Source organism: Microbacterium sp. CH12i, from assembly GCF_000685355.1.
Classification (GTDB): Bacteria; Actinomycetota; Actinomycetes; order Actinomycetales; family Microbacteriaceae; genus Microbacterium.
In genome coordinates, this window is the sequence record NZ_JHET01000003.1 from 1 (window position 1) to 20,380 (window position 20,380).

The following is a 20,380-nucleotide window of genomic DNA, read 5'->3' on the forward strand; positions in this document are numbered from 1 at the left end:
GTGCGCTCGCGGGTGGCGGCGGTGCGGGCGGCGGCAACGCTGGCGGCGCAGCAGCCACCGGCGGGGACGCCTCTGGAGGAAACGTCTCGCAGTACTTCGGCCAGAACAGCGTCTCCGCTTCTGGAGATAACTCGGTGGCAGCCGGAGGAAACGTTGACATCGCCAACATCAACACCGACATCAGTGTCGGCGACATTTCCATCGGAAACGAGATGTACAACGACTCCTTCAACTCGGACTTCTCCGACAACCTGGAGATCAACGACTCGTTCCAGGACAACTCGATGACCGACAACTCCGAGAACTGGTCGGTTGACGACTCGTTCCAGGACAACTCGATGACCGACAACTCCGACAGCTGGACCGTGGACGACTCGTTCCAAGACAACTCACTCGAAGTCGATGTCGATGTCGACAACTCGAACGTTGCAAGTCCGTTTGGGGACGCGAACGAACTGGACTTCTGACCCAGTTCTGCAACCTGCCCGGCCGCCCACATCGGGTGGCCGGGCAGACCAGTACACTCCCAACTACCTCACCTGAAAGTGTGAATCCATGTCCAGCGACGCACTCGAACCGTCCGGCATCTCGCCGGCCGACGGCGACGCGCCGGAGCTTTCGGATGACGACTTGGACGACACGTTCGACTTCACCGGGGCAGACATGTTCACCCAAGAGATCGAGAACGTCAACGCCTCCGATTGGGACGTTGACAACGATCTGCTGTGGGGAGACGGCGGGGCAGCAGACGCCATCGACATCGGCGACACCGCTTTCGACTCTGACTTTCCGATCTGATCAGGCCTAGCGGACGAGACTTCCCGCCCCTAGCCTGAGGTACACGCCTCACCGGCGACTGGGACTGGGGAAATGACGTGGCTGACACGGAAATCACCGAAGCTTCACCGATCGTCGACGTCGTTCGCGATGTCGGCCAACTTGCTGCGTCCACGGGACGCACTGATCTTGCCGAGCGGCTTGAGCAGACCCAGTCACGCCTGCGTGACCCAGGGGTGCGCGTCATCGTCGTCGGTGAGTTCAAACAGGGCAAAAGCAAGCTCATCAACGCTCTCGTCCATGCGCCGGTGTGCCCGGTCGACGACGACGTGGCCACCAGCGTGCCGATGACAGTCGGGTATGCCGACGAACCATCGGCATCGGTGCTTATGCAGACGGATGCCGCGGCATCCCGCTCTCCAAATCGCACGGTCGAGCGAGTCGCCATTCCTCTGGAAGACCTGGCCGAGTACGTGTCAGAGCATGGCAACCCGGCCAACGAGCGCAACATTCTCTCTGCCGAGGTGCTTCTCCCACGCGAGATTCTCCGCGGCGGGCTGAACCTCGTGGACTCGCCAGGCGTCGGCGGACTCGACTCTTCGAACGCGCTCGCGACGCTGTCTGCGCTATCGACGGCGCATGCCGTACTGCTCGTGTCGGATGCGTCACAGGAGTACACCGAACCCGAGGTGCAGTTCCTCAAGCACGCCATGCGCATCTCGCCGAACGTCGCGGCCGTGCTCGCCAAGACCGATCTCTACCCCGAGTGGCGTCAAGTCGAGCAGATCGACCAGGGGCACCTGGAAGAGGTCGGCGATGTGCCGATCTTCTCGGTCTCCAGCGACCTGCGCCTGCTCGCCGCCGAACTCCAAGATCGCGAGCTCAACGACGAGTCCGGATTTCCTGCACTCGTCGCGCACCTGCGACGTGAGGTGCTGGGGCGCGCTGAGGTGATCCACGAGCGCAGCGCCGTGCATGACCTGCTCTCCGTCGTCGAGCAGCTCACGATGTCGCTACGCACCGAACTGAACGCGCTACTAAATCCGCATGACACTCCGCGCATGATCGCCGAGCTCGAAAACGCGAGAACCAAAGCCGACGAGTTCCGCGGCCGCTCTGCGCGCTGGCAAGTCACCCTGACCGACGGCATTACCGATCTGATCGCCGACATGGAGCACGACCTCCGCGACCGCCTGCGCACGGTACAGCGTGAGGCGGAGAAGGCGATTGAAGAGGGCGACCCCGGTCCGATCTGGGATCAGATCAGCGAGTGGATCGATCAGCGCGCCGCCGCGGCCGTCACCGAGACATTTGTGTGGACAGACGAACGCTCACGCTGGCTGTCCGAAGAAGTCGCTGATCTGTTCAGCGAGGGCGAATCCGGCATCCCTGCGATCGATGTGGGGAGCACCGAAGGACTGCTTGACGTTGTCGAGCCGATCTCGCCCCTCGACGCCGGCCGTATGGGCGCGGGGGAGAAGATCTACATCGGCGTGCGCGGATCGTATGGCGGTGTGCTCATGGTGGGGCTCGCGACCGGCCTCATCGGGATGGCGTTGATCAATCCGCTTTCGCTGCTGGCTGGCATCTTCGTGGGGCGCCGCGCCTACCGGGAAGACATGCACGCTCGGCTCGCGCGACGTCAGCAGGAGGCGAAGTTGCTCGTGCGACGCTACATTGACGAGGTCATCTTCCAGGTCGGCAAACAGCTCAAAGACCGCCTGCGGCTCGTGCAGCGCACGGCGCGCGACCACTTCGGCTCGATGGCGGAAGAACTGCATCGCTCGCTGTCTGAGGCACTCAACGGCGCCAAGCTCGCTGCCGGGACGTTCACCTCATCGCGGGATGAGCGCGTGATCGCACTGCAGACGAAGCTCTCCGAACTCGAAAGCATCCGCCACGTGATTCCTGAGCTGCCGCCGGTACCGGCGATGCGCACTCTGCCGCGCGCACCCACGGAGGCACGCAGTCTGCCGCGCGCGTCCACGGAGACGCCGCGATGACGAGCGACGTCATCGCGGAAGCGGATGCCGTGCTGCGCGCCGCTGCCACGCTGTACAAGCGCGATGCCCCTGCTCTCGCGGTGATCGCCCAGCTGCAGACTCGACTGCAGGAACCGCTGCGGTTGGCGATCGCAGGGATGGTGAAGGCCGGAAAATCCACCCTGTTGAACGCCGCGCTCGGCGAACAAATTGCGCCGACGGATACCGGTGAGTGCACGCGCGTGGTCACGTGGTATCGCTACAGCTCGACGCCGACTGTCACGATGCATCCTCGTAAGGGCGCCCCGCGGCGCATGCCGATCCGGCGTGAGCGCGGACGCCTGGTGCTGAGCCTCGATGAGCTCACGGCAGAGGAAGTGGAATGGATCGACGTGGGCTGGCCGCTGGAAGGTCTCAAATCGGTGATTCTCATCGATACGCCCGGAATCGGCTCACTTTCAGAGCACACGTCGGCCCGCACAAAGAGGTTCCTCACCCCGGATGCCTCGCCCTCTGCCGCAGACGCGGTCATCTACCTCATGCGACATCTGCACGGCGCCGACGTGCGTTTCCTCGAAGCCTTTCGCGACACAGCTGCGGGGGCGGCGCAGACTGTCTGCGCGGTCGGGGTGCTCTCACGCTCCGACGAGATCGGTTCTGGCCGCATCGACTCGCTGCTCTCTGCGGGCAAGGTCGCGCAGCGGTACGAACGCGACGGCGACCTCGCCTCGCTCGTGCTACGGGTGATCCCGGTCGCCGGACTTCTCGCCGAAGGCGCGCGCACGCTCAGGGAGAGCGAGTACATCGCCTTCCGTGAGCTCGCGGGTCTGGAGCGCGCCGACCGTGAACGCCTGATCGTCTCCGCAGACCGTTTCACCCGGCCATCCACCGCGACGACGCTCAGCACCACGGTGCGTCAGGATCTGCTCGCCCGCTTCGGCCTGTTCGGCGTAAGGCTCGCGACCGCTCTTATTCGCGGCGGGGTGCGGAGCTCATCTGAGCTGTCGGAACAAATGGTGCAGCAGAGCGGACTCATTGAGTTGCAGGACTTTGTCAGGGCGCAGTTTCAGACCAGGGCGGCGACGTTGAAGACACGTGGTGTGCTGCTGCAGCTGCAGCAACTGCTGCGCGAGCATCCGCGCGACGATCTCGACGAGATTCACGCTGGCATCGAACGCGTCACCGCCGATGCGCACACGCTGCGCGAACTGGCCTTGCTGGCGACAGCCCGCTCAAGCGGTCTCCCTCTCGCCGACACCGATGCCGCAGACGCGCAGCGCATCGCCGGAGCGGAGGGCACCGCAGCGCATCTGCGCCTCGGAATGTCAGGCACCTCCGAACCCGACGCGCTGCGCGCGCAAGTGGCGGCGAAGATCGACCACTGGCATCGTGTCAGTCAGGCGCCCACCGCAGAGAGATCGACGGTCAGCGTCTGCCGGGTGGTGTTGCGCAGCCTCGACGAGATCGCGTCAGAAGTCGGTGCTGGCCGGGGTCTCGGGGCCTCGTCGGACGTCATGCTGGCGGGCGGACCAGGAGATGGCCTTGGGCATCACGCTGGCGAGCAAGGCGAGAAGCACGAGCCCCGCCTGGGCGGCAAGAAACGATGGCAACGGTTCACCGCGTTGGCCCAGCGCCACCCATTCCGGTGAGAGTAGGACGAGCAGAGCCTGCACGGCGAGAGTCGCGAGCTGCCACCAGCGCACCTGTGGACGTCTGCCCATGAACGACACCAGGAGCGTGATCTGGACCATCAGCATGGCGGCGATGATCGCGAACACCACCCAGAAGACGATGTCGGCGGCAGTCTTGTAAGTCGAATCATCGCGCCCCTGGGTCACGCCCTTGGCGACATCGGCGATGAGCGGCAGCAACTCTTGGCGGATGATGAAGAAGTACACCGCTGTGAATCCACCGACCGCGAAGCTGATGATCCAGAAGAACTGGCTCACCCGCACCGAGAACGGCGGCGGCAACTTGACCAGTACCGGCGCCGCATTCGGTCCGCGCACCGGCGGACGGGCTGGCGCCTCCCTCTTTGGAGGGCCCCCGCCCGCAGGTGTCGGGTTCGTCTGGATGGTCACTGCTCCTCAGCCGTCTCTTCGATCATCGGCTCATCTACGACTGCGACCGAGTCCGTCGCATAAGACGTGTCGTCAACTGCAGCAGTCATATCGGATTCGAGAACGTCGGCGGGTTCTTCAACGACAGCGGCACTCATGGCTTCGGCCGGAGCCGCGATCGTGCTGTCGTCGACTTCTACGTTGACGTCGGTGGAGTTGTCCTGGAACGAGTCAGCCACAGTGCCGGTGGTCGAGTTGTCGGTCGTGGAGTTGTCCTGGAACGAGTCAGCCACAGTGCCGTCGGTGGAGCCGTCGGTGATGGAGTTGTCCTGGAACGAATCGTTCGCTGTTTCGTTGGTCGAGCCGTCTTCGTTGAAGGAGTCGTTGTACTCGTCATTGCCGATCGAGACGTCTCCGGTCGTGATGTCCGTATCGGAGTTGACCAGCGTTGCGTCGTTGCCGGCGGCGACGGATTCGTCACCCGAGGCGACGATGGCCTCCTGATCGAAGATTTGGGTGACATCCCCGCCCTGCGTCCAGATGTTCTGGTTCACAGACTGATCAACGATCGTAGAGCGGGCGTCGATGGTCGTGAACTGGTTCACCAGACGGATGATCTCGTTGACCACTGGGTCGGGCGGCCCAGGGGGGTCGGTCGGGCCAGGGTTCGGCGGTGGCGGCTTCGGCATCACCGAGGGATGGTCGACAATCACAGGGGCCACCGCGCGCACGTCGCGGCGCAGGCTTCCTGCACGCCGCCACGCAACATCGCTGGTGCGGGGTCTGCGGCGAATTCTTCTGCCGCATCCGGGTCGTGCAGCAGACTCAGAATAAACGCGATCAGCGCATCCGCGATGGTCGCTACTGGTGTGCTCATGGGTGACCTCTCCACCTTGTTCGAACGTCGGTTCACTCGGGGATACTCAGGAGCGTATTCGCCGCTGCCCGGGCGAGCATCGGGGGTGACCCCGATAGATCGGAAGACTCCTAGGGGGGTCCATCCACACTGTGCGGGTTCGCACGGGAGGGGACAGACTGATCGAATTGGCCACCGAGAAGCTGACGCAACTTTGCGATCACTTCGGAACGTGAAGTCGCGCCAAGTCGGCGGCGGATGTGCGCGATGTGATGCTCGGCTGTTCGTGGCGAGATGAAGATCGTCTCGCCGATCTCGGCGTAGGTTTTTCCTTCCAGCACGAGTCTTGCCACCTCCAGTTCGCGCTCACTGAGGAGCTCGTCCGGAGGCGTGCGCATGCTGGTCCCAGAATCGGTGGCAGCGGGGGCCACGCGCGAGCGTGTGCCGTCGACGGGGTGCAGCTCGCGTGCGCACGCCAGCAATCGTGCCGAAATCTTCCGATCCTCGGAGCGCGCGGCGCCGTGCCCGGCAAGCCGTGCGGCATCCCAGACCAGACCGATCGAGGCGAGACCGTGCGCGGCCTTCTCAACGGCGTCGGCGTCGACAGTGCCGCCGAGCACCGAGGTCCACACGCGGCCGGCTTTTGCCATGATCGCGGCGACTCGACTGTCTGCCGATGCGTCCACGAGCGCCTTCGCGTGCGGGCGGAGCGACTCGGGGCTACTGCGCAGAATGCCATTTTGGATGCCGGCCCACCGCAGGTGCGCTGACCACAGTGCGGGGCTGCCGAAGCGTTCGGTCAGCTCCAGCGCACGCTGGAACTGCGGCTGGATGCGTTCAATATCGCCCACCCGTGATGCGGAGCTGATCAGCTCTGCGAGCGGATGCAGCAGGAAGAGGTCTACGTCGACGCGAAGAAGGGTACCGCGAGCATTTCGCCACGCAGATTCCAGTCCCGCGGCATCCTCGTAGCGACGTGCGATCGCGACCTGGACGGCACCGGCGAGCAGCACATCGCGGGGCGCTGCGTCGGCCATGGCACTCTTTGCCTCTGCCAGCGCGTCGCGCGCCTCGGCCGGCCGCGCACGCTGCACCGCGATCCACGCACGCCACAACAACAGGCGTGGCTTTGCCCACGGTCCGCCCTGGCCACCCGAGATGGCGTCGTCGATCACCGAGTCGGCGGTGGCGAGCCCGCCGAGGTTAAGGGCGACGATAGCCGCGAGCACGGCGGGCAGCTCGGGGATGCCGGCCGAGGTGCGTGACGTCGTGTACATCTCAGAGGCGCGGACGAGGTCTGCGAGCGCCGATTCCGCCTGGTCAACGACGACGGAAGCCGCAAGCCCCCGTCGCAACAACGCCATCGAGACGCCCAAGGCCGTGGGAGTCGTGACCGGGTCATCCGGCCTGCCCGGTTCTCTCGCCGCGGCGAGAGAACCGATCGAGCCGATGCCGAAGTCGGCGATCGCCGCACGCGTGGCAGAAATGGCATTCGCTGGTGGGTTCGCGCGATAGACCGCACATGCCTGATCCATCATGCCCCGCGCGGCCCAGATTGCCGCCGATGTGTCGATGATCCGAAGGTCGCTGCGTGCGTCAGCTACCGAATTCTCCTGCGAAGTCGCGTCATCGACGAGAGCGCTGGCCGCGTCGAGTTCGCCCGCAGCCCACGCTCCCTGCGCACGTTTCCCCGCGAGCGAGTCTGGGTCGATTCCAGATTGCACTGCTCCCAAGTACAGTTCTGCGGCACGCGCGGGGTCGCTCTGGAGCAACTGGTCGGCGTGACGCACCAGGGCGGTGCCCAGGTTCTTGTCGTGCAGCAACCCGACCCACGCCTGGTAGCTGGAGTCGCCAGCGGCGGCCGAATGTGCGATGCCGTCTGCGAGCTCCTCACTCAGCTCGAGCAGACGCTGCACCGGAATGGTCGCGTGCACGGTGGATCGCACGAGCGGCACGGGCTGCCCGCTGCGCATGAGCAGCCCCTCCGCGTAGCCGGGGACAATGACGCCGTCGGCTGATGTGTCGAGAATCGACAGCATATGACCGGGAGGTGCGATGCAGATCTGCTCAATCGTGCGACGAAGGATTGGATCGATCATGTCAAGACGATGGGCGATGCGTTCCTCGAGCGCGCCCCGAAGCTCGCGGTGGCTGGTGTCGTCTCGACAGTCGCGTTCGTCGTGCGCCCGTAGCGACTCCGATACGAGCCACGAGACGCCCCCGGTCACCTTGAGGATGTGGTCCACGCACGAATCGGTCAAAAACAGTGTGCTGTTCTCCAGATAGTTGAGAAGGTCGGAGCGCGAAAGGTGCCCGAGGACCACGGCCGGCCGGTGCTGTTCCAGGCTGTGCACGATTGCTGCGACCTGCTCGCTCCAGGCTGAAGGGCGAAGCGCGGCGATCAGCGCAGCATCCGGGTCCTCAGAGCGTTCGCGCAACTGAGCCACCTGTTCCCGGCTGAACCGATGCAGATCGTCGACGAGCAGTACCTGCGATCGCGAGAAGCGGGAGATGTCGGTGGCATCCGGCCGGACGTACACCGCATCGCGCTCATGCGCGGTGAGCAGACCCTGCAGGTGTCGTAGCGTCGCCGATTTTCCTGATCCGGCGTTGCCGACAACGAGTGCACGAGGCGGGGCGATTTCGATGACGGCATCGATGGCAGAGCGGATCTGGCGAGCCCAGACGAACGGCGGCTCGGCCACTTTCAGACTGGGCCAGGAGAGTTGCGTCTCGGCGCTCGGGCGCGCTTCGGGAGGGTCAGCAAGAAGGGTCATTGTGCACGGTCACGTCAGGCCGGCTCTGCCACAGGGCCAGGTGGTTCGGGGGGAGTGTCTACCGGTGGCTCTGGCGCGGGAGCTGCGGGCGGAATATCCGCCGGGGGGAAGCTCTGCCGGGGGTGTGGTGTCGACCGGAGGCGTGGTGTCTGCGGGCGGCGTTTCTGCCGGGGGAGTTGTGTCTGTGGGAGGGGTGGTTTCTGCCGGAGGTGTGGTGTCTGCGGGCGGGGTGTCCGTCGGCGGCGGGGTGTCGGCGGGAGGAGTCTCTGCTGGGGGAGCGGCGTCTGCGGGCAGAGTCTCAACGGGAGGTGTCGTGTCTGCCGGAGGTATGGTCTGGGGCGGCTCCGCGTCCGGAGGGGAACTCGGCTCTACTCTCGGACCCGATGCGGCCGGCTCGACGCCTTCGCGCGGCGGTGTCGAAGTGGACGGAGCATCCGGTTCGGCGATCTTGCGGGTGCGGTTCACCGGCGTCGATGGTTCGTCGCGTGTGACGTTTCGTTCGTTATTCGTTGACGGAGGAGCGGATGCCGGGGGCACGACGGGTGCTGCGGGCTGCACCGCCACAGCCTCTGCCGCCTCCATCGCTCTAAAAGGCGACACGATGCGCACAGCCGCGTCGGCGATCTCCTGAACGTAGTCGGGCCAGCGTGAGCCGGCGGCAGTGGTGTTACTGAAGATGATTGCGAAAGCGATAAGCGCGGCGGCGACGCTAAGAAGAATCGGCGACTTCGGCCACCACGACTTACGGGTTGCCGGGCGCGAGATCGTCAGCGGGCCGGCGCGTGCGGGGGCGGGTACCAACTCCGTGCTTGCTGCGGACGTGGACTGCTCTCCCGCGGGCACCAACTCCGTACCGACGACCGAACTCTTGAGTGACACCAACGCCGGTGCGTGAACAAGAGCGCCTTCTTGCAGCCGTTCGAGAGCGATTTGCGCCGCGCCCAACGCCGCGGTGCCGTTGGTATCAGGATCCGCGAAAATCGGTAGATCGAATCGTTCGGATAGGCGTTGGGCGACGAGGGGGATGCGCGCCGAACCGCCAGTGAGCACGATGGCCTCAAGCCGCTCGGCCGCGACGCCCGCTGATTCGATCGCGAGCTCCAGTGCGTCCAGAGTCTTTGCCAGATCGGCATCGATCAGGCTTTCGAACTCGGAACGGTTGATGCGCACGCTTGCGTTGCCCGATGCGAGCTGTACGGGGACTGTGGCATCCGCCTCGAACGACAGCGTCACTTTGGCTTTCACGACGTCGCCTCGCAACTGTGCAAGGTCGAGCGGAATCGCGCCAAGGTCTGCACCGGTTGCGATCACTTGCCGCAACACCGCATCGTCGAAGTTCGCGCCGCCTAGGTCGTCGATGTGGATCTGCTCGCCGACGATCTGGTATTCGGGTGTGATGGCTGCTCTTCGGTTCAGCACCAGGCGTCGAAGCGCGTGCCGCCGAGGTCGTAGACCGCGAGCAGCTGGCCCGACTTCAGCGGATGCTCAATCTCGTAACGCCGTGCACTGGCGATCGGTTCGGCGACCAGGATGGCGCTGCCAATGCCCACCCGCGTGAGCGCGGTGAGCAACCTTGACTGGCGGTGCCCGACCCATGACGGGGGATGCGTAATCGCGATCTGTGCGGGAGGCGCCCCCTCTTGTGCGGTGACAGAGTCGACGATCCACGCACACATGCGCGCGTACAGCTCTTCCGCAGCCACCGCGTGCCCGCCGACCATTACCGGCGCATCGGCACCGACGCTCTGCAAGAACTCGCGCACCATCCGTTCGGGCTGTTGCGCGCCGAGTCGTTCAGCGTCATCACCGAAGAAGAGTGATCGGTGGGCGTCTGCGAACACCCCGGAAGACGTGCTGTGCTGGCTAGTTCCTAGCGAGCACAGAACGATTTCGGCACGCTCACCCCGAGAGACACGGGCAATAGCTGAAACGACACGGCTGTTGCCGATATCAATCGCGAGAGCATAATCAAATTCGCTCACGCAGTTCGATCCCCCAAAGATCTGGACCGCCTTGCGGCCCTGGGTGATGATCACTATAGAGCTGAAGTAGCGGCTCCACCAGAGGCACTTGGATGCGGGTCCGGGCCGTCGCAGCGCGTATCCGCTCTAGGGTGGAGCAGTGAGTATCGACGCATCCCCACGCGACCGCGCCCTCGGCGGCGCATATGCCGGCGGGGCATATCTGCTCTGGGGAATCCTCCCGATGTACTTCCTGTTGCTCGCGCCGACAGGGCCGTGGGAAATCGTCGCCGCACGCGTGCTGTTTTCCTTCGTCTTCTGCCTGCTACTTCTCACTGCAGCAGGCGGCTGGCGGCGCATCATGCGATCATCCGCCAGCCGCGACTACTCGGCTGGACCGCGCTCGCCGGAGCGCTGATCTACGTCAACTGGCAGGTGTTCGTCATCGGAACCCTCAGCGGACACGTCGTCGAAACCGCACTTGGCTACTTCATCAATCCGATCACCACCGTGTTGCTCGGCGTGTTTGTGCTGCGCGAGCGCATCCGGCGGTTGCAGTGGGTCGCGATCGGCATCGCGGCCCTCGCTGTCGTGGTGATCATCATCGGTTATGGCTCATTCCCGTGGATCGCGCTGTCGCTGACAGCATCCTTCGGGGTTTATGGGCTCATCAAGAAGAAAATCGGGCCAGCAGTGGATGCCGTGAGCGGCCTGACCCTCGAATCGTTCTGGCTCATCCCGGTCGCCGTCGTGCAGCTCATCATCGTCGCTCAGACTTCAGGCATTACATTCGGCACTGTGAGTGTGTGGCACACGTCACTCCTGGTGTTCGCCGGAATCGCGACCGCGGTGCCGCTGTTGCTATTCGCCGCCGGCGCCCGCCGCATCAACCTCACGGTCATCGGAATGATCCAATTCATGACGCCGATCATGCAGTTCCTTACCGGGGTGCTCATCCTGCACGAGCCGATGCCGACCGAACGGCTGATCGGATTCGTCATCGTATGGGTCGCTGTGGGTGTATTCGTGATCGACCTGGTTCTCGCCGCGCGGCGCGGTCGGCGCACCCGTGCGGCTGCGGTGGTGTGAGCGCGCAGTTCGCACCCGTCTGAGAACACGAGCGATCCCGGTTCAGGATCGTTAACGCACCGAGACACTCGCACGCTCTCAACGCGCACGTGACGCTCTATGGTTAGAGCACCCGATTGTGGTCACATTCCACGTTCAGTTACGCAAGGGAGCATCATGAACGCATTGAAGGGCTCGCGCACAGCGAGGGTCTTCGCCGGAATCGCGCTACTCAGCGCTTCCGCACTTGTCATTGCCGGTTGTGCCAGCACGCCCACCGACACCCCGTCAGGCGACAGCGCAAAGCCAGCGGGCGATCTGACACTCAAGATGGGATCGCTGCTGCCGCAGACCGGTGAGCTGTCGTTCCTCGGCCCGCCGATGGAAGCAGGAAGTCAGCTCGCCGTGCAGGAGGTCAACGACGCCGATGCCGGCATCCAGATCGATCTGACCCCCACTGACGAGGGCGACACGAACACCAAGGCATACGAGACCTCGATCTCGAAGCTCCAGAGCGAGGGCGTCTCCGCTGTCGTCGAGCCGCAGCATCCGGCGTCTCCAAGCTGATCCTCGACGGCAACGTCAGCGCAGGAATCCTCCAGATCTCGGCGTCGAACACGTCGCCCGACTTCACTGCCTGGGACGACAAGGGGCTCTACTTCCGCACCGCCCCCAGCGACCTGCTGCAGGGCGAGGTCCTCGGCAACCTCATCGCCGAGGACGGCCACAAGACGCTGGGCGTGATCTACCAGAACGACGCCTACGGTACCGGTCTGTTCGACGCGATCAAGACGACGTTCGAGGGCACTGGCGGAGAGGTCGTCGCAGACGCATCCTTCAACGTCGGTGATGCGCAGTTCGATGCACAGGTCGCAACGATCAAGGCTCAGAACCCGGATGCTGTCGCCATCGTCTCGTTCGAGCAGTTCAAGACGATCGGGCCGCTCCTCGTGAACGCCGGCATCTCGGCAGACAAGTTCTACCTTGTTGACGGGAACCTCTCCAACACCTACGGCGCGGACTTCCCGGTCTCGCTGGAGGGTGCGAAGGGCACCAAGCCGGGCCCTGCTCTCGAAGACGACTTCGTCGAGCGTCTGAACACGCTGTGGACCGGTCTCGGCAACCCCGAGATCGCTGACCAGACGTATGCGGCTGAGGCGTACGACGCCGTCATCCTCGTGGCGCTGGCATCGCTCGCCGCCGGTTCGACCGAGGGCGCCGACATCGCCACGAAGATGCAGGAAGTCTCGGGCGGCTCGGGTGATGGTGAGAAGTGCACCAGCTTCGCCGACTGCGCGAAGATCATCAACGACGGTGGCACGGCCGACTATGACGGCTACTCCGGCGACATCACGTTCGACGAGAACGGTGACCCGAAGGGCGCCGCGATCGGTATCTTCCAGTACGGTGCGGACAACACCTACTCGCGGATCAACTGATCTGACACATACGACGAGGGCCTCGGATGTTGCATCCGAGGCCCTCGTCGTTGCTAACTGCCGAGGCGTACAGGCGAGGAGACCGGCTCCGCGACCGGCGAGACCGCTACGCGGCGTCGGTGCCGAGCGTGCCCAGGTAGAGCCCGATGACCTTCTCGTCGTTGAGCAGATCGCGACCGGTGCCCTCGTACGCGCTGGTGCCATGATCGAGCACATAGGCGCGGTCGCAGATCTGCAGGCAACGGCGGGCGTTCTGCTCGACCATGATTGTGGTGACGCCGGCCTTGTTGATGTCGGAGACGCGGATGAACGCGTCATCCTGTCGCACAGGGGAAAGGCCGGCGGAAGGCTCATCCAGCAGCAGCACCGAAGGGTCCATCATCAGCGCCCGCGACATCGCCACCATCTGGCGCTCACCGCCGGAGAGCGAGCCCGCGCGCTGCTTCAGGCGCGTGCCGAGTTCGGCGAAGATGCTGCTGACGAACTCCAGTCGCTCGGCGTAGATCTTCGGGTTCTGGTACAGCCCCATCTGCAGGTTCTCCTCGATGGAGAGCGACGGGAAAACGTTGTTCGTCTGGGGCACGAATGCCACACCGCGCCGTACGAGCTTGTCGGCTTTGAGACCGATGATGCTCTCGCCGTTGAGGGTGATCTCGCCGCTGCGCACGTTCACCATGCCGAACATCGCCTTGAGCAGCGTCGACTTGCCCGCGCCGTTCGGTCCGATGATGCCGATCAGTTCACCCTGCCTGGCGACCAGGTTCGCGCCGTTGAGGATGTTCACGCCGGGAAGATAGCCCGCGTGCACGTCCTTGAGCTCGACCACGACGTCATCGTTCGACGACGCCTGCGCGGGGGTTGCTGTGCTGTCGACGCTCATGCTGTGCCCTTCTGGTCGGTGTCGGCGGTGCTCGTCGCGGCGAGTTCCGCCTCCGCCTCGGCCTCGATCTGTGCGCGCAACTTCCGCGCGGCAGCATCCTGAACGACCGGAATCCGCCCCGTAACCGCGCCGAGGTCGACATCCTGGTGGGCTCCGAGATAGGCGTCCACGACGGCGGGGTCGCTCATGACCTCGTCCGGGGGCCCCTCTGCCACCACGCGGCCCTCTGCCATCACGACGACCCAGTCTGCGATGTGGCGCACCATATGCATGTCGTGCTCGACGAACAGCACTGTCATGCCCAGCTCTTTCAGGTCAAGAATGTGCTCGAGCAGTGACTGCGTCAGTGCGGGGTTCACCCCGGCCATCGGCTCGTCGAGCATGACCAGCGTCGGGTCGCTCATGAGGCGCGCGCCATCTCCAACAGTTTTCGCTGCCCGCCGGAGAGCGAGGCTGCGAAGTCGTTCTCCTTGGCGTCGAGTTTGAACCGCGCGAGCAGCTCGCGCGCCTTGTCTTCGATCTCGTTGTCCTGTTTGCGCCATAGGAAGGGGAACAGGCTGCTCCAGAACCCCTCGCCGCGCTGGTGAGGCGCACCGAGCTTCATGTTCTCCAGCACGGTGAGCAGCGACAGCGACTTGGTCAGCTGGAACGTGCGCACCTGCCCCATCCGCGCCACTTTGAACGACGGGATGCCGGCGAGATTCTTGCCGTCGAACGACCAGGTGCCGGTGTTGGGCTTGTCGAAACCGCAGAGCAGGTTGAACAGGGTTGTCTTGCCGGCACCGTTGGGGCCGATGAGAGCGGTGATCGCGCCACGAGGGATCTCGACGTGGTCGACATCGACGGCCATCAGTCCGCCGAATCGGCGCTGCACGGCGTCTGCGATGAGAATCGGGTCTACTTTGGCGACCCCAGGCTTCGCGGGGCCTTTTGCGAGTCCGGTCGCCTTCGGCCGACGGATGCTGCCGGTTGGCGGCGCGGCGACAGGCTCAGGGACCGGTTCGGGGGTCAGTTCATTTGACAAAGGTCATCTCCCTCTTGTCTCCGAGGATGCCCTGCGGACGGTAGATCACGAGCAGCATCAGCGCCACACCGACGAGGATGAAGCGGATGCTGCCGGCCTGGCTGCCGGAGATCGGCAGGATTCCGGCCGATGCGAGATCGGGCAGCAGGTTGCCGAGGAAGGCGAACACGAGCCAGAAGAGCACCGCGCCCAGCGTCGGTCCGAATACGGTGGCCGCACCGCCGAGCAGCAGGATCGTCCACAGGAAGAATGTCAGCGACGTCGTGTAGCTGCCGGGGACGACCGCCGAGGGCAGCACGAACACGATGCCACCGGCGGCGCCTATCATGCCGCCGATCACCAGTGACTGCATCTTGTAGGCGAAGACGTTCTTGCCGAGCGAGCGCACAGCATCCTCATCTTCGCGGATGCCCTTGAGTACTCGCCCCCATGGGCTGCGCATGAGCGCCCACACCAGCAAGATCGCCACGGCCAGCAAGAGCAGGCCGAATACGCGGGTCCACAGGTCGTTCTCGTTGTAGGTCCACGGACCGAAGCCGTAGGTGCCTTCCGGGAACGGGTTGGCGTCGCGGAATCCCGAGTGGTATCCGGCCAGACCATCAGCGGAGTTCGTCCACTCGTCGAAGAGCTGCGTCGTGAACAGCAGCCGGACGATCTCGCCGGCCGCGATCGTCGCGATCGCGAGATAGTCGGCGCGCAGTCGCAGGGTCGGGATGCCGAGCAGAATGGCGAACAGAGCCCCGCCTAGCAGGCCGACCAGCATGCCCAGCCACCAGGGAAGACCGAAGCTGAGGACGGTGATGGCGTAGCCGTAGCCGCCGACGGCCATGAACGCCGCCATACCGAAGTTGAGCAGACCGGCGTAGCCGAAGTGCACGGCCAATCCGGTCGCCGCCAAGGCGTAAGCGATCGTGACCGGGCTCAAAAGGTACGCGGCGGTGTTGCCGAAAATGCTGCCGAAGTCCATGCGTCAGCCCAGCCTTTCTCGTCGTCCGAGCAAGCCCTGCGGCCGGATCAACAGAATGAGGATCAGCGCCACCAGAGCGCTCGCGTACTTCAGGTCGGAGGGGATCCACAGCGTGGAGACCTCAACGGCGATGCCGACGATGAGTGAGCCGAGTAGTGCGCCGAACGCCGTACCCAAGCCGCCGAGGGTGATCGCGCAGAAGATGAGCAGCAGCATCTGCATGCCCATGTCCCACCGCACACCGGGTCGGAAATATCCCCAGAGGACGCCAGAGATCGCCGCGAGCACGCCGGCGAGAATCCAGACGATGCGAATCACCTTGTCGACGTCGATGCCGGATGCCGCGGCCAGCTGCGGATTGTCCGAGATCGCCCTGGTCGCCTTGCCGATGCGGGTGCGCGTGAGGAAGAAGGCGACGGCGACGATGACGACGATGCTCACTCCCATCGCGATCATATCGATGTACGACAGCGAGACCGGACCGAGCTGGATCGGCGTCGCCCCGGCGCCGGGCAGCTGCAGCGTGCTACCGCCGATGACGTAGTTGAACGCGTAGCGGAGTGCGAGCGACAACCCGATGCTGACAATCATGAGCTGAACGATGCCGAGTCCGCGGCGGCGAAGCGGATTCCACAGGCCTGCATCCAATGCCCAGCCCAACAGGCCGCCACCGACCACCGCAGCGACGATGCCGAGCCACACCGGCAGATGCCAGAACGTGGTGAAGAGGACCGCGACGACGCCGCCCCAGGTCACCATCTCCGCGTGGGCGAAGTTGGAGAGCCTCGTGGTGCCGTAGATCAGCGCGGCGCCCATGGAGGCGAGTGCCAGCAGGAGGCCGAAGTTCAGGCCTCCGACGAGCCGGGAGAGCAGCTGATCGCCGAAAGATTCGGTCTCGCGCACTCCTTCACCGAGGAAGAGGTTGACGATCTTGGTGCCGGTGAGTCCGAACTCCACCTCTTGCGACGCAGAGTCGCCCTCGACGATCACGCCTTCGGGAGTGTGTCCTCATCGACGGTGAGGGTGTACTTCTCTTTCTCGGGCACGTAAAGGCGCCATTTGCCGTCAGCATCCGTCTCGGTCTTGGCATCGAAGCCGTTTCCGTCGACCGCGACGGTGACGCCCTCGACAGGCTTGTCATCGAACGTGATCACACCCGCGAAGTAGAAGTCAGTGACCTCTTGCCCGTCGTCGGTTGTGCTCGCCGATGCGGCATAAGGATGCTGCATAACTACCGCTCCGAGAGCGAAGAGAATGCCGATGAACGCAACCAGCCAGGGCCGGAGTCGTCGAACGGGCGTTGTTGTGGGTCCCACGCAACCTCCACTTTGAGTGCTGTCACTGCATCATCGGGTGTGATCCGCAGTGAGGGGCGACGCATTTGAGCGTAGTGCGCGATCTGCGATTTTCCTACCGACGAGCTGGAATGTGATGGATTTTGCGCGAGGCTCAGGGAATTTATGGTGCTTCTGCACGCTTAGAATCAATACATCGCAAACTTGCTGCAGGAGGCTCATCAATGGACCAGCACGATCCCTTCGGTTTCGTCGGACTCACCTACGATGACGTGTTGCTCTTGCCCGGGCATACCGATGTGATCCCGAGTGAGGCTGATACGTCATCGCGCATCACGCGTCGAATCTCGGTTGCTACTCCGTTGCTCTCCAGCGCCATGGACACCGTCACCGAGTCACGCATGGCCATTGCCATGGCGCGTGAGGGGGGCATCGGCATCCTGCATCGCAACCTCTCGATCGCCGACCAGGCCGCGCACGTCGATCGCGTCAAGCGCAGCGAGTCGGGCATGATCACCGACCCGATCACGACGACGCCGGATGCCACGGTCGAAGAAGTCGACGAGATGTGCGCGAAGTACCGCATCTCTGGACTCCCGGTCGTTGACCCCGATGGCCACCTCGTCGGCATCATCACAAACCGTGACATGCGGTTTGTCTCTGGCTTCGAGCGCCAGAGCACGTTCGTGAAAGACGTCATGACGAGCGAGAACCTCGTCACGGCAAAGGTCGGCGTTGCCGCGGGTGAGGTCATCGCACTGTTTGCCAAGCACCGCGTCGAGAAGCTGCCGCTCATCGACGAGGACGGCAAGCTCGCCGGCCTGATCACCATCAAGGACTTCGACAAGAGCGAGAAGTACCCACTCGCCACCAAGGATGAGCACGGACGGCTGCGCGTCGGCGCGGCGATCGGTTTCTTCGGCGACGCATGGGAGCGCGCAGAGGCGCTTCGTGACGCTGGTGTCGACGTACTCGTCGTCGATACGGCCAACGGCCAGTCCCAGGGGGTCATCGACCTCGTTCAGCGGCTGAAAGCCGATGAGGCCTTCGCGCACATCGACATCATCGGCGGCAACGTGGCGACCCGCGAGGGCGCCCAGGCGCTCATCGATGCGGGCGTGGATGCCGTCAAGGTCGGCGTCGGTCCCGGATCCATCTGCACCACCCGCGTCGTCGCCGGTGTCGGCGTCCCGCAGGTGACTGCGGTCTACGAGGCATCCATCGCTGCTCGCCCCGCCGGCATCCCGGTGATCGCCGATGGCGGCCTGCAGTACTCAGGCGACATCGCCAAGGCGCTCGTCGCAGGGGCGGATGCTGTCATGCTCGGCTCGCTCCTTGCTGGCACAGACGAGTCTCCGGGTGAGATCGTCTTCCAGTCCGGCAAGCAGTTCAAGCAGTACCGCGGCATGGGCTCACTCGGAGCCATGCAGACCCGCGGCAAGCAGACCTCGTACTCGAAGGACCGCTACTTCCAGGCTGACGTCCCCAGTGACGACAAGCTCATCCCCGAGGGCATCGAGGGCCAGGTGCCTTACCGTGGACCGGTTGCTGCGGTCGCTTATCAGCTCGTCGGCGGCCTGCGTCAGTCGATGTTCTACGTCGGCGCTCGCACGATCGAAGAGCTGAAGACCCGTGGCAAGTTCGTACGCATCACAGCGGCGGGGCTCAAAGAGTCGCACCCGCACGATGTGCAGATCGTCGTCGAGGCGCCCAACTACAAGAAGTAGGGGCTTCGCGTTGAGTGGGGGGTGGATGCTGCGGCATCCGCCCCCACTTGCGTTTCTCGGGTCTCCATTTGCGCGTGAGACACCAAATTGAGCATGGGCCCGCAAATTCTGCGTGCGACACCACACCTCCAGTGATGTCCCACGCCGAGAATGCTGACTCGCGAAGAACGTGATGTCTCCGCCTTTGCGTCAGTGCAGTCTTGGCGCCAGGGCGCGCTGGATGAGGGAGCGCGCGGAGGTGTCGAAGTTGGTCGCCTGCCCCACTATTAGCGGCAATGTGCGACCCTCGCCAAGGGTGCGGGGCCGGTGCGAGGAACGGTGGTCTATTGCTGAGGATGACCGTCGATGACGCCGCATGACCGCGTGTGACGAGGAATGACGGATGCTGCGCGCAGGAGAGGTCGCTGTCGCTACTGTCGCGGCATGACTCTTCTCCAGGAACAGCTCGATACCGTCGCATCCGTCAGTCCCGGCGAGCGCGCAGAGCGCCTCACCGACGCGGGAACCACGTGGAATGAGCGGATCGCGCGCGACGCTCCAATGCTGCGCTCACATACAAGGTGACCGGACGCGGTGTCGGATCCGTGGCCACCGAGATCCAGGCGGGGAAGCACCGCTTCCTCGTGGACGAGCCGAGTGGCCTCGCCGGCGATGACGCAGCGGCGAGCCCCGTCGAGTACGCGCTCGGCGCGCTCGTGTCGTGCCAGGTTGTTGTCTTCCGCCTGTACGCACAGGCACTTGGGCTCACCATCGACGAGATTGAGATCACTGCGGAGGGTGACCTCGATGTGCGCAAGCTCTTCGGTATCGACGAGTCTGGCCGAGCGGGATTCCACGACGTTCGGCTGAAGGTCGACATCAGCGGGCCAAATAGCGCCGCTGAGTACGAGAACCTCCGCCAGGTCGTCGACGCACACTGCCCCGTACTTGACCTCTTCTCCAACGCGGTGCCGACCGCGAGCGCGTTGGTCTGACGCGTCACCCGGCAGCCGGCCCGGCGGGGGGTGCAGCGGGTCGCTAAATCGGCGTTCTAGCGGCCCACTCTGGCCCATCCCGAGGTGACGCTATCCCACTGCGTATCGATGAGTGGCGGAGGCACTCGCGGAGGATCGTTCGTGAGCGTTCTCGACGCGTCGGCTGTCCTTGCGTTCCTTCAAGGAGAACCTGGCGCTGACCAGGCCGAGCCGGAGCTCGATGGAGGAGTGATCGGCGCGGCCAACTGGGCCGAGATCGCGCAGAGGGTGCGGGTAGCGGGGGCGGACTGGGCGACAGCCCGCGCACTGCTGCGGAGTTATACCGTCCGCATTGAACCGGTTTCCGCTGCAGACGCAGAGGCTGCAGCGTCGCTCTGGAAGAGTGGCTCCGGACTTTCGCTGGGCGATCGGCTCTGCCTTGCGTTGGCAGAACGGCTCGACACCGCTGCACTCACTGCGGATCGAGCGTGGGGTGAGTCCGGGCGGGTCATTCAACTGCGGCCCACGGCATCCGACTGACGCGCGCGGTTTCGCCAACGGTGCAGCCCGCACACGCAATGGTCGCACCCGCTGAGCCGGGTAGGCTGGAGTGG

At 64.4% G+C, this 20,380-nt stretch carries 16 protein-coding genes and 4 pseudogenes; 11 read left to right on the forward strand and 9 right to left on the reverse strand.

Annotated elements, in window-relative coordinates; translation table 11 throughout:
* From DC31_RS18370 to DC31_RS03210, 4 genes and pseudogenes are all read left to right on the forward strand, one after another.
* Positions 1-467: pseudogene (locus tag DC31_RS18370) on the forward strand (hypothetical protein); the annotation flags it as partial.
* Between the two features lie 88 nt (positions 468-555).
* A complete protein-coding gene (locus DC31_RS03200; RefSeq protein WP_036276998.1) occupies positions 556-798 on the forward strand; it encodes a hypothetical protein in 243 nt (80 codons plus the stop codon).
* Between the two features lie 77 nt (positions 799-875).
* Positions 876-2,780 carry a dynamin family protein gene (locus DC31_RS03205; RefSeq protein ID WP_235201307.1) on the forward strand — a complete coding sequence of 635 codons (1,905 nt, stop codon included), beginning with the start codon at positions 876-878 and terminating at the stop codon, positions 2,778-2,780.
* Positions 2,777-4,408, forward strand: coding sequence for a dynamin family protein (locus DC31_RS03210; protein WP_051606367.1), 1,632 nt, complete (start codon positions 2,777-2,779; stop codon positions 4,406-4,408). Before DC31_RS03205 ends, DC31_RS03210 begins: the two co-directional genes overlap by 4 nt.
* 428 nt (positions 4,409-4,836) lie before the next feature.
* On the opposite strand, the gene DC31_RS16800 is transcribed toward DC31_RS03210, so the two are convergent.
* The 5 genes from DC31_RS16800 to DC31_RS03230 form a co-directional block, all read right to left on the reverse strand.
* The gene (locus tag DC31_RS16800) at positions 4,837-5,511 is read right to left on the reverse strand and encodes a hypothetical protein (RefSeq protein WP_152545326.1); all 675 of its coding nucleotides are present in this window, start codon (positions 5,509-5,511) and stop codon (positions 4,837-4,839) included.
* A 17-nt stretch (positions 5,512-5,528) separates the two neighbouring features.
* Positions 5,529-5,696 carry an IniB N-terminal domain-containing protein gene (locus DC31_RS18375; protein ID WP_160173198.1) on the reverse strand — a complete coding sequence of 56 codons (168 nt, stop codon included), beginning with the start codon at positions 5,694-5,696 and terminating at the stop codon, positions 5,529-5,531.
* Positions 5,697-5,806: 110 nt separating this feature from the next.
* Positions 5,807-8,452: a LuxR C-terminal-related transcriptional regulator gene (locus DC31_RS16805; protein ID WP_051606369.1), complete on the reverse strand. Its 2,646-nt coding sequence runs from the start codon at positions 8,450-8,452 to the stop codon at positions 5,807-5,809.
* Between the two features lie 9 nt (positions 8,453-8,461).
* The gene (locus tag DC31_RS03225) at positions 8,462-9,871 is read right to left on the reverse strand and encodes an Hsp70 family protein (RefSeq protein ID WP_036277001.1); all 1,410 of its coding nucleotides are present in this window, start codon (positions 9,869-9,871) and stop codon (positions 8,462-8,464) included.
* A complete protein-coding gene (locus DC31_RS03230; protein WP_152545327.1) occupies positions 9,865-10,434 on the reverse strand; it encodes a hypothetical protein in 570 nt (189 codons plus the stop codon). The genes DC31_RS03225 and DC31_RS03230 overlap by 7 nt, the downstream gene beginning before the upstream one ends.
* Positions 10,435-10,573: 139 nt before the next feature.
* On the opposite strand from DC31_RS03230, the pseudogene rarD reads away from it, so the two are divergent.
* From rarD to DC31_RS03240, 3 genes and pseudogenes are all read left to right on the forward strand, one after another.
* A pseudogene (gene rarD / locus DC31_RS03235) lies at positions 10,574-11,502 on the forward strand (EamA family transporter RarD).
* 156 nt (positions 11,503-11,658) lie between these two features.
* Positions 11,659-12,048 (forward strand): ABC transporter substrate-binding protein, encoded by a 390-nt coding sequence (locus DC31_RS19835; RefSeq protein WP_268748212.1) that lies wholly within the window; start codon positions 11,659-11,661, stop codon positions 12,046-12,048.
* Positions 12,049-12,083: 35 nt separating this feature from the next.
* Positions 12,084-12,920, forward strand: coding sequence for an ABC transporter substrate-binding protein (locus DC31_RS03240; protein ID WP_268748214.1), 837 nt, complete (start codon positions 12,084-12,086; stop codon positions 12,918-12,920).
* Between the two features lie 106 nt (positions 12,921-13,026).
* On the opposite strand, the gene DC31_RS03245 is transcribed toward DC31_RS03240, so the two are convergent.
* The 4 genes and pseudogenes from DC31_RS03245 to DC31_RS03260 form a co-directional block, all read right to left on the reverse strand.
* Positions 13,027-13,800, reverse strand: a complete 774-nt coding sequence (locus tag DC31_RS03245) for an ABC transporter ATP-binding protein (protein WP_036277007.1) — start codon at positions 13,798-13,800, stop codon at positions 13,027-13,029.
* Positions 13,797-14,761: pseudogene (locus tag DC31_RS03250) on the reverse strand (ABC transporter ATP-binding protein). Before DC31_RS03250 ends, DC31_RS03245 begins: the two are co-directional and overlap by 4 nt.
* A 52-nt stretch (positions 14,762-14,813) precedes the next feature.
* Positions 14,814-15,791: a branched-chain amino acid ABC transporter permease gene (locus tag DC31_RS03255; RefSeq protein WP_036277010.1), complete on the reverse strand. Its 978-nt coding sequence runs from the start codon at positions 15,789-15,791 to the stop codon at positions 14,814-14,816.
* Between the two features lie 3 nt (positions 15,792-15,794).
* Positions 15,795-17,020 (reverse strand): annotated as a pseudogene (locus DC31_RS03260) (ABC transporter permease subunit).
* Positions 17,021-17,310: 290 nt separating this feature from the next.
* Between DC31_RS03260 and guaB the strand changes: the two are divergent.
* The 4 genes from guaB (at position 17,311) to DC31_RS03275 (ending at position 20,306) form a co-directional block, all read left to right on the forward strand.
* Positions 17,311-18,813, forward strand: coding sequence for an IMP dehydrogenase (guaB, locus tag DC31_RS03265; protein WP_036277013.1), 1,503 nt, complete (start codon positions 17,311-17,313; stop codon positions 18,811-18,813).
* A 423-nt stretch (positions 18,814-19,236) separates the two neighbouring features.
* Positions 19,237-19,377 (forward strand): hypothetical protein, encoded by a 141-nt coding sequence (locus DC31_RS19095; protein ID WP_235201308.1) that lies wholly within the window; start codon positions 19,237-19,239, stop codon positions 19,375-19,377.
* A 20-nt stretch (positions 19,378-19,397) separates the two neighbouring features.
* Entirely contained in the window at positions 19,398-19,787 is a 390-nt protein-coding gene (locus DC31_RS03270; protein ID WP_235201309.1) for an OsmC family protein, read from the forward strand.
* 141 nt (positions 19,788-19,928) lie between these two features.
* The gene (locus DC31_RS03275) at positions 19,929-20,306 is read left to right on the forward strand and encodes a PIN domain-containing protein (protein ID WP_036277559.1); all 378 of its coding nucleotides are present in this window, start codon (positions 19,929-19,931) and stop codon (positions 20,304-20,306) included.
* The last annotated feature ends 74 nt before the right edge of the window (positions 20,307-20,380 follow it).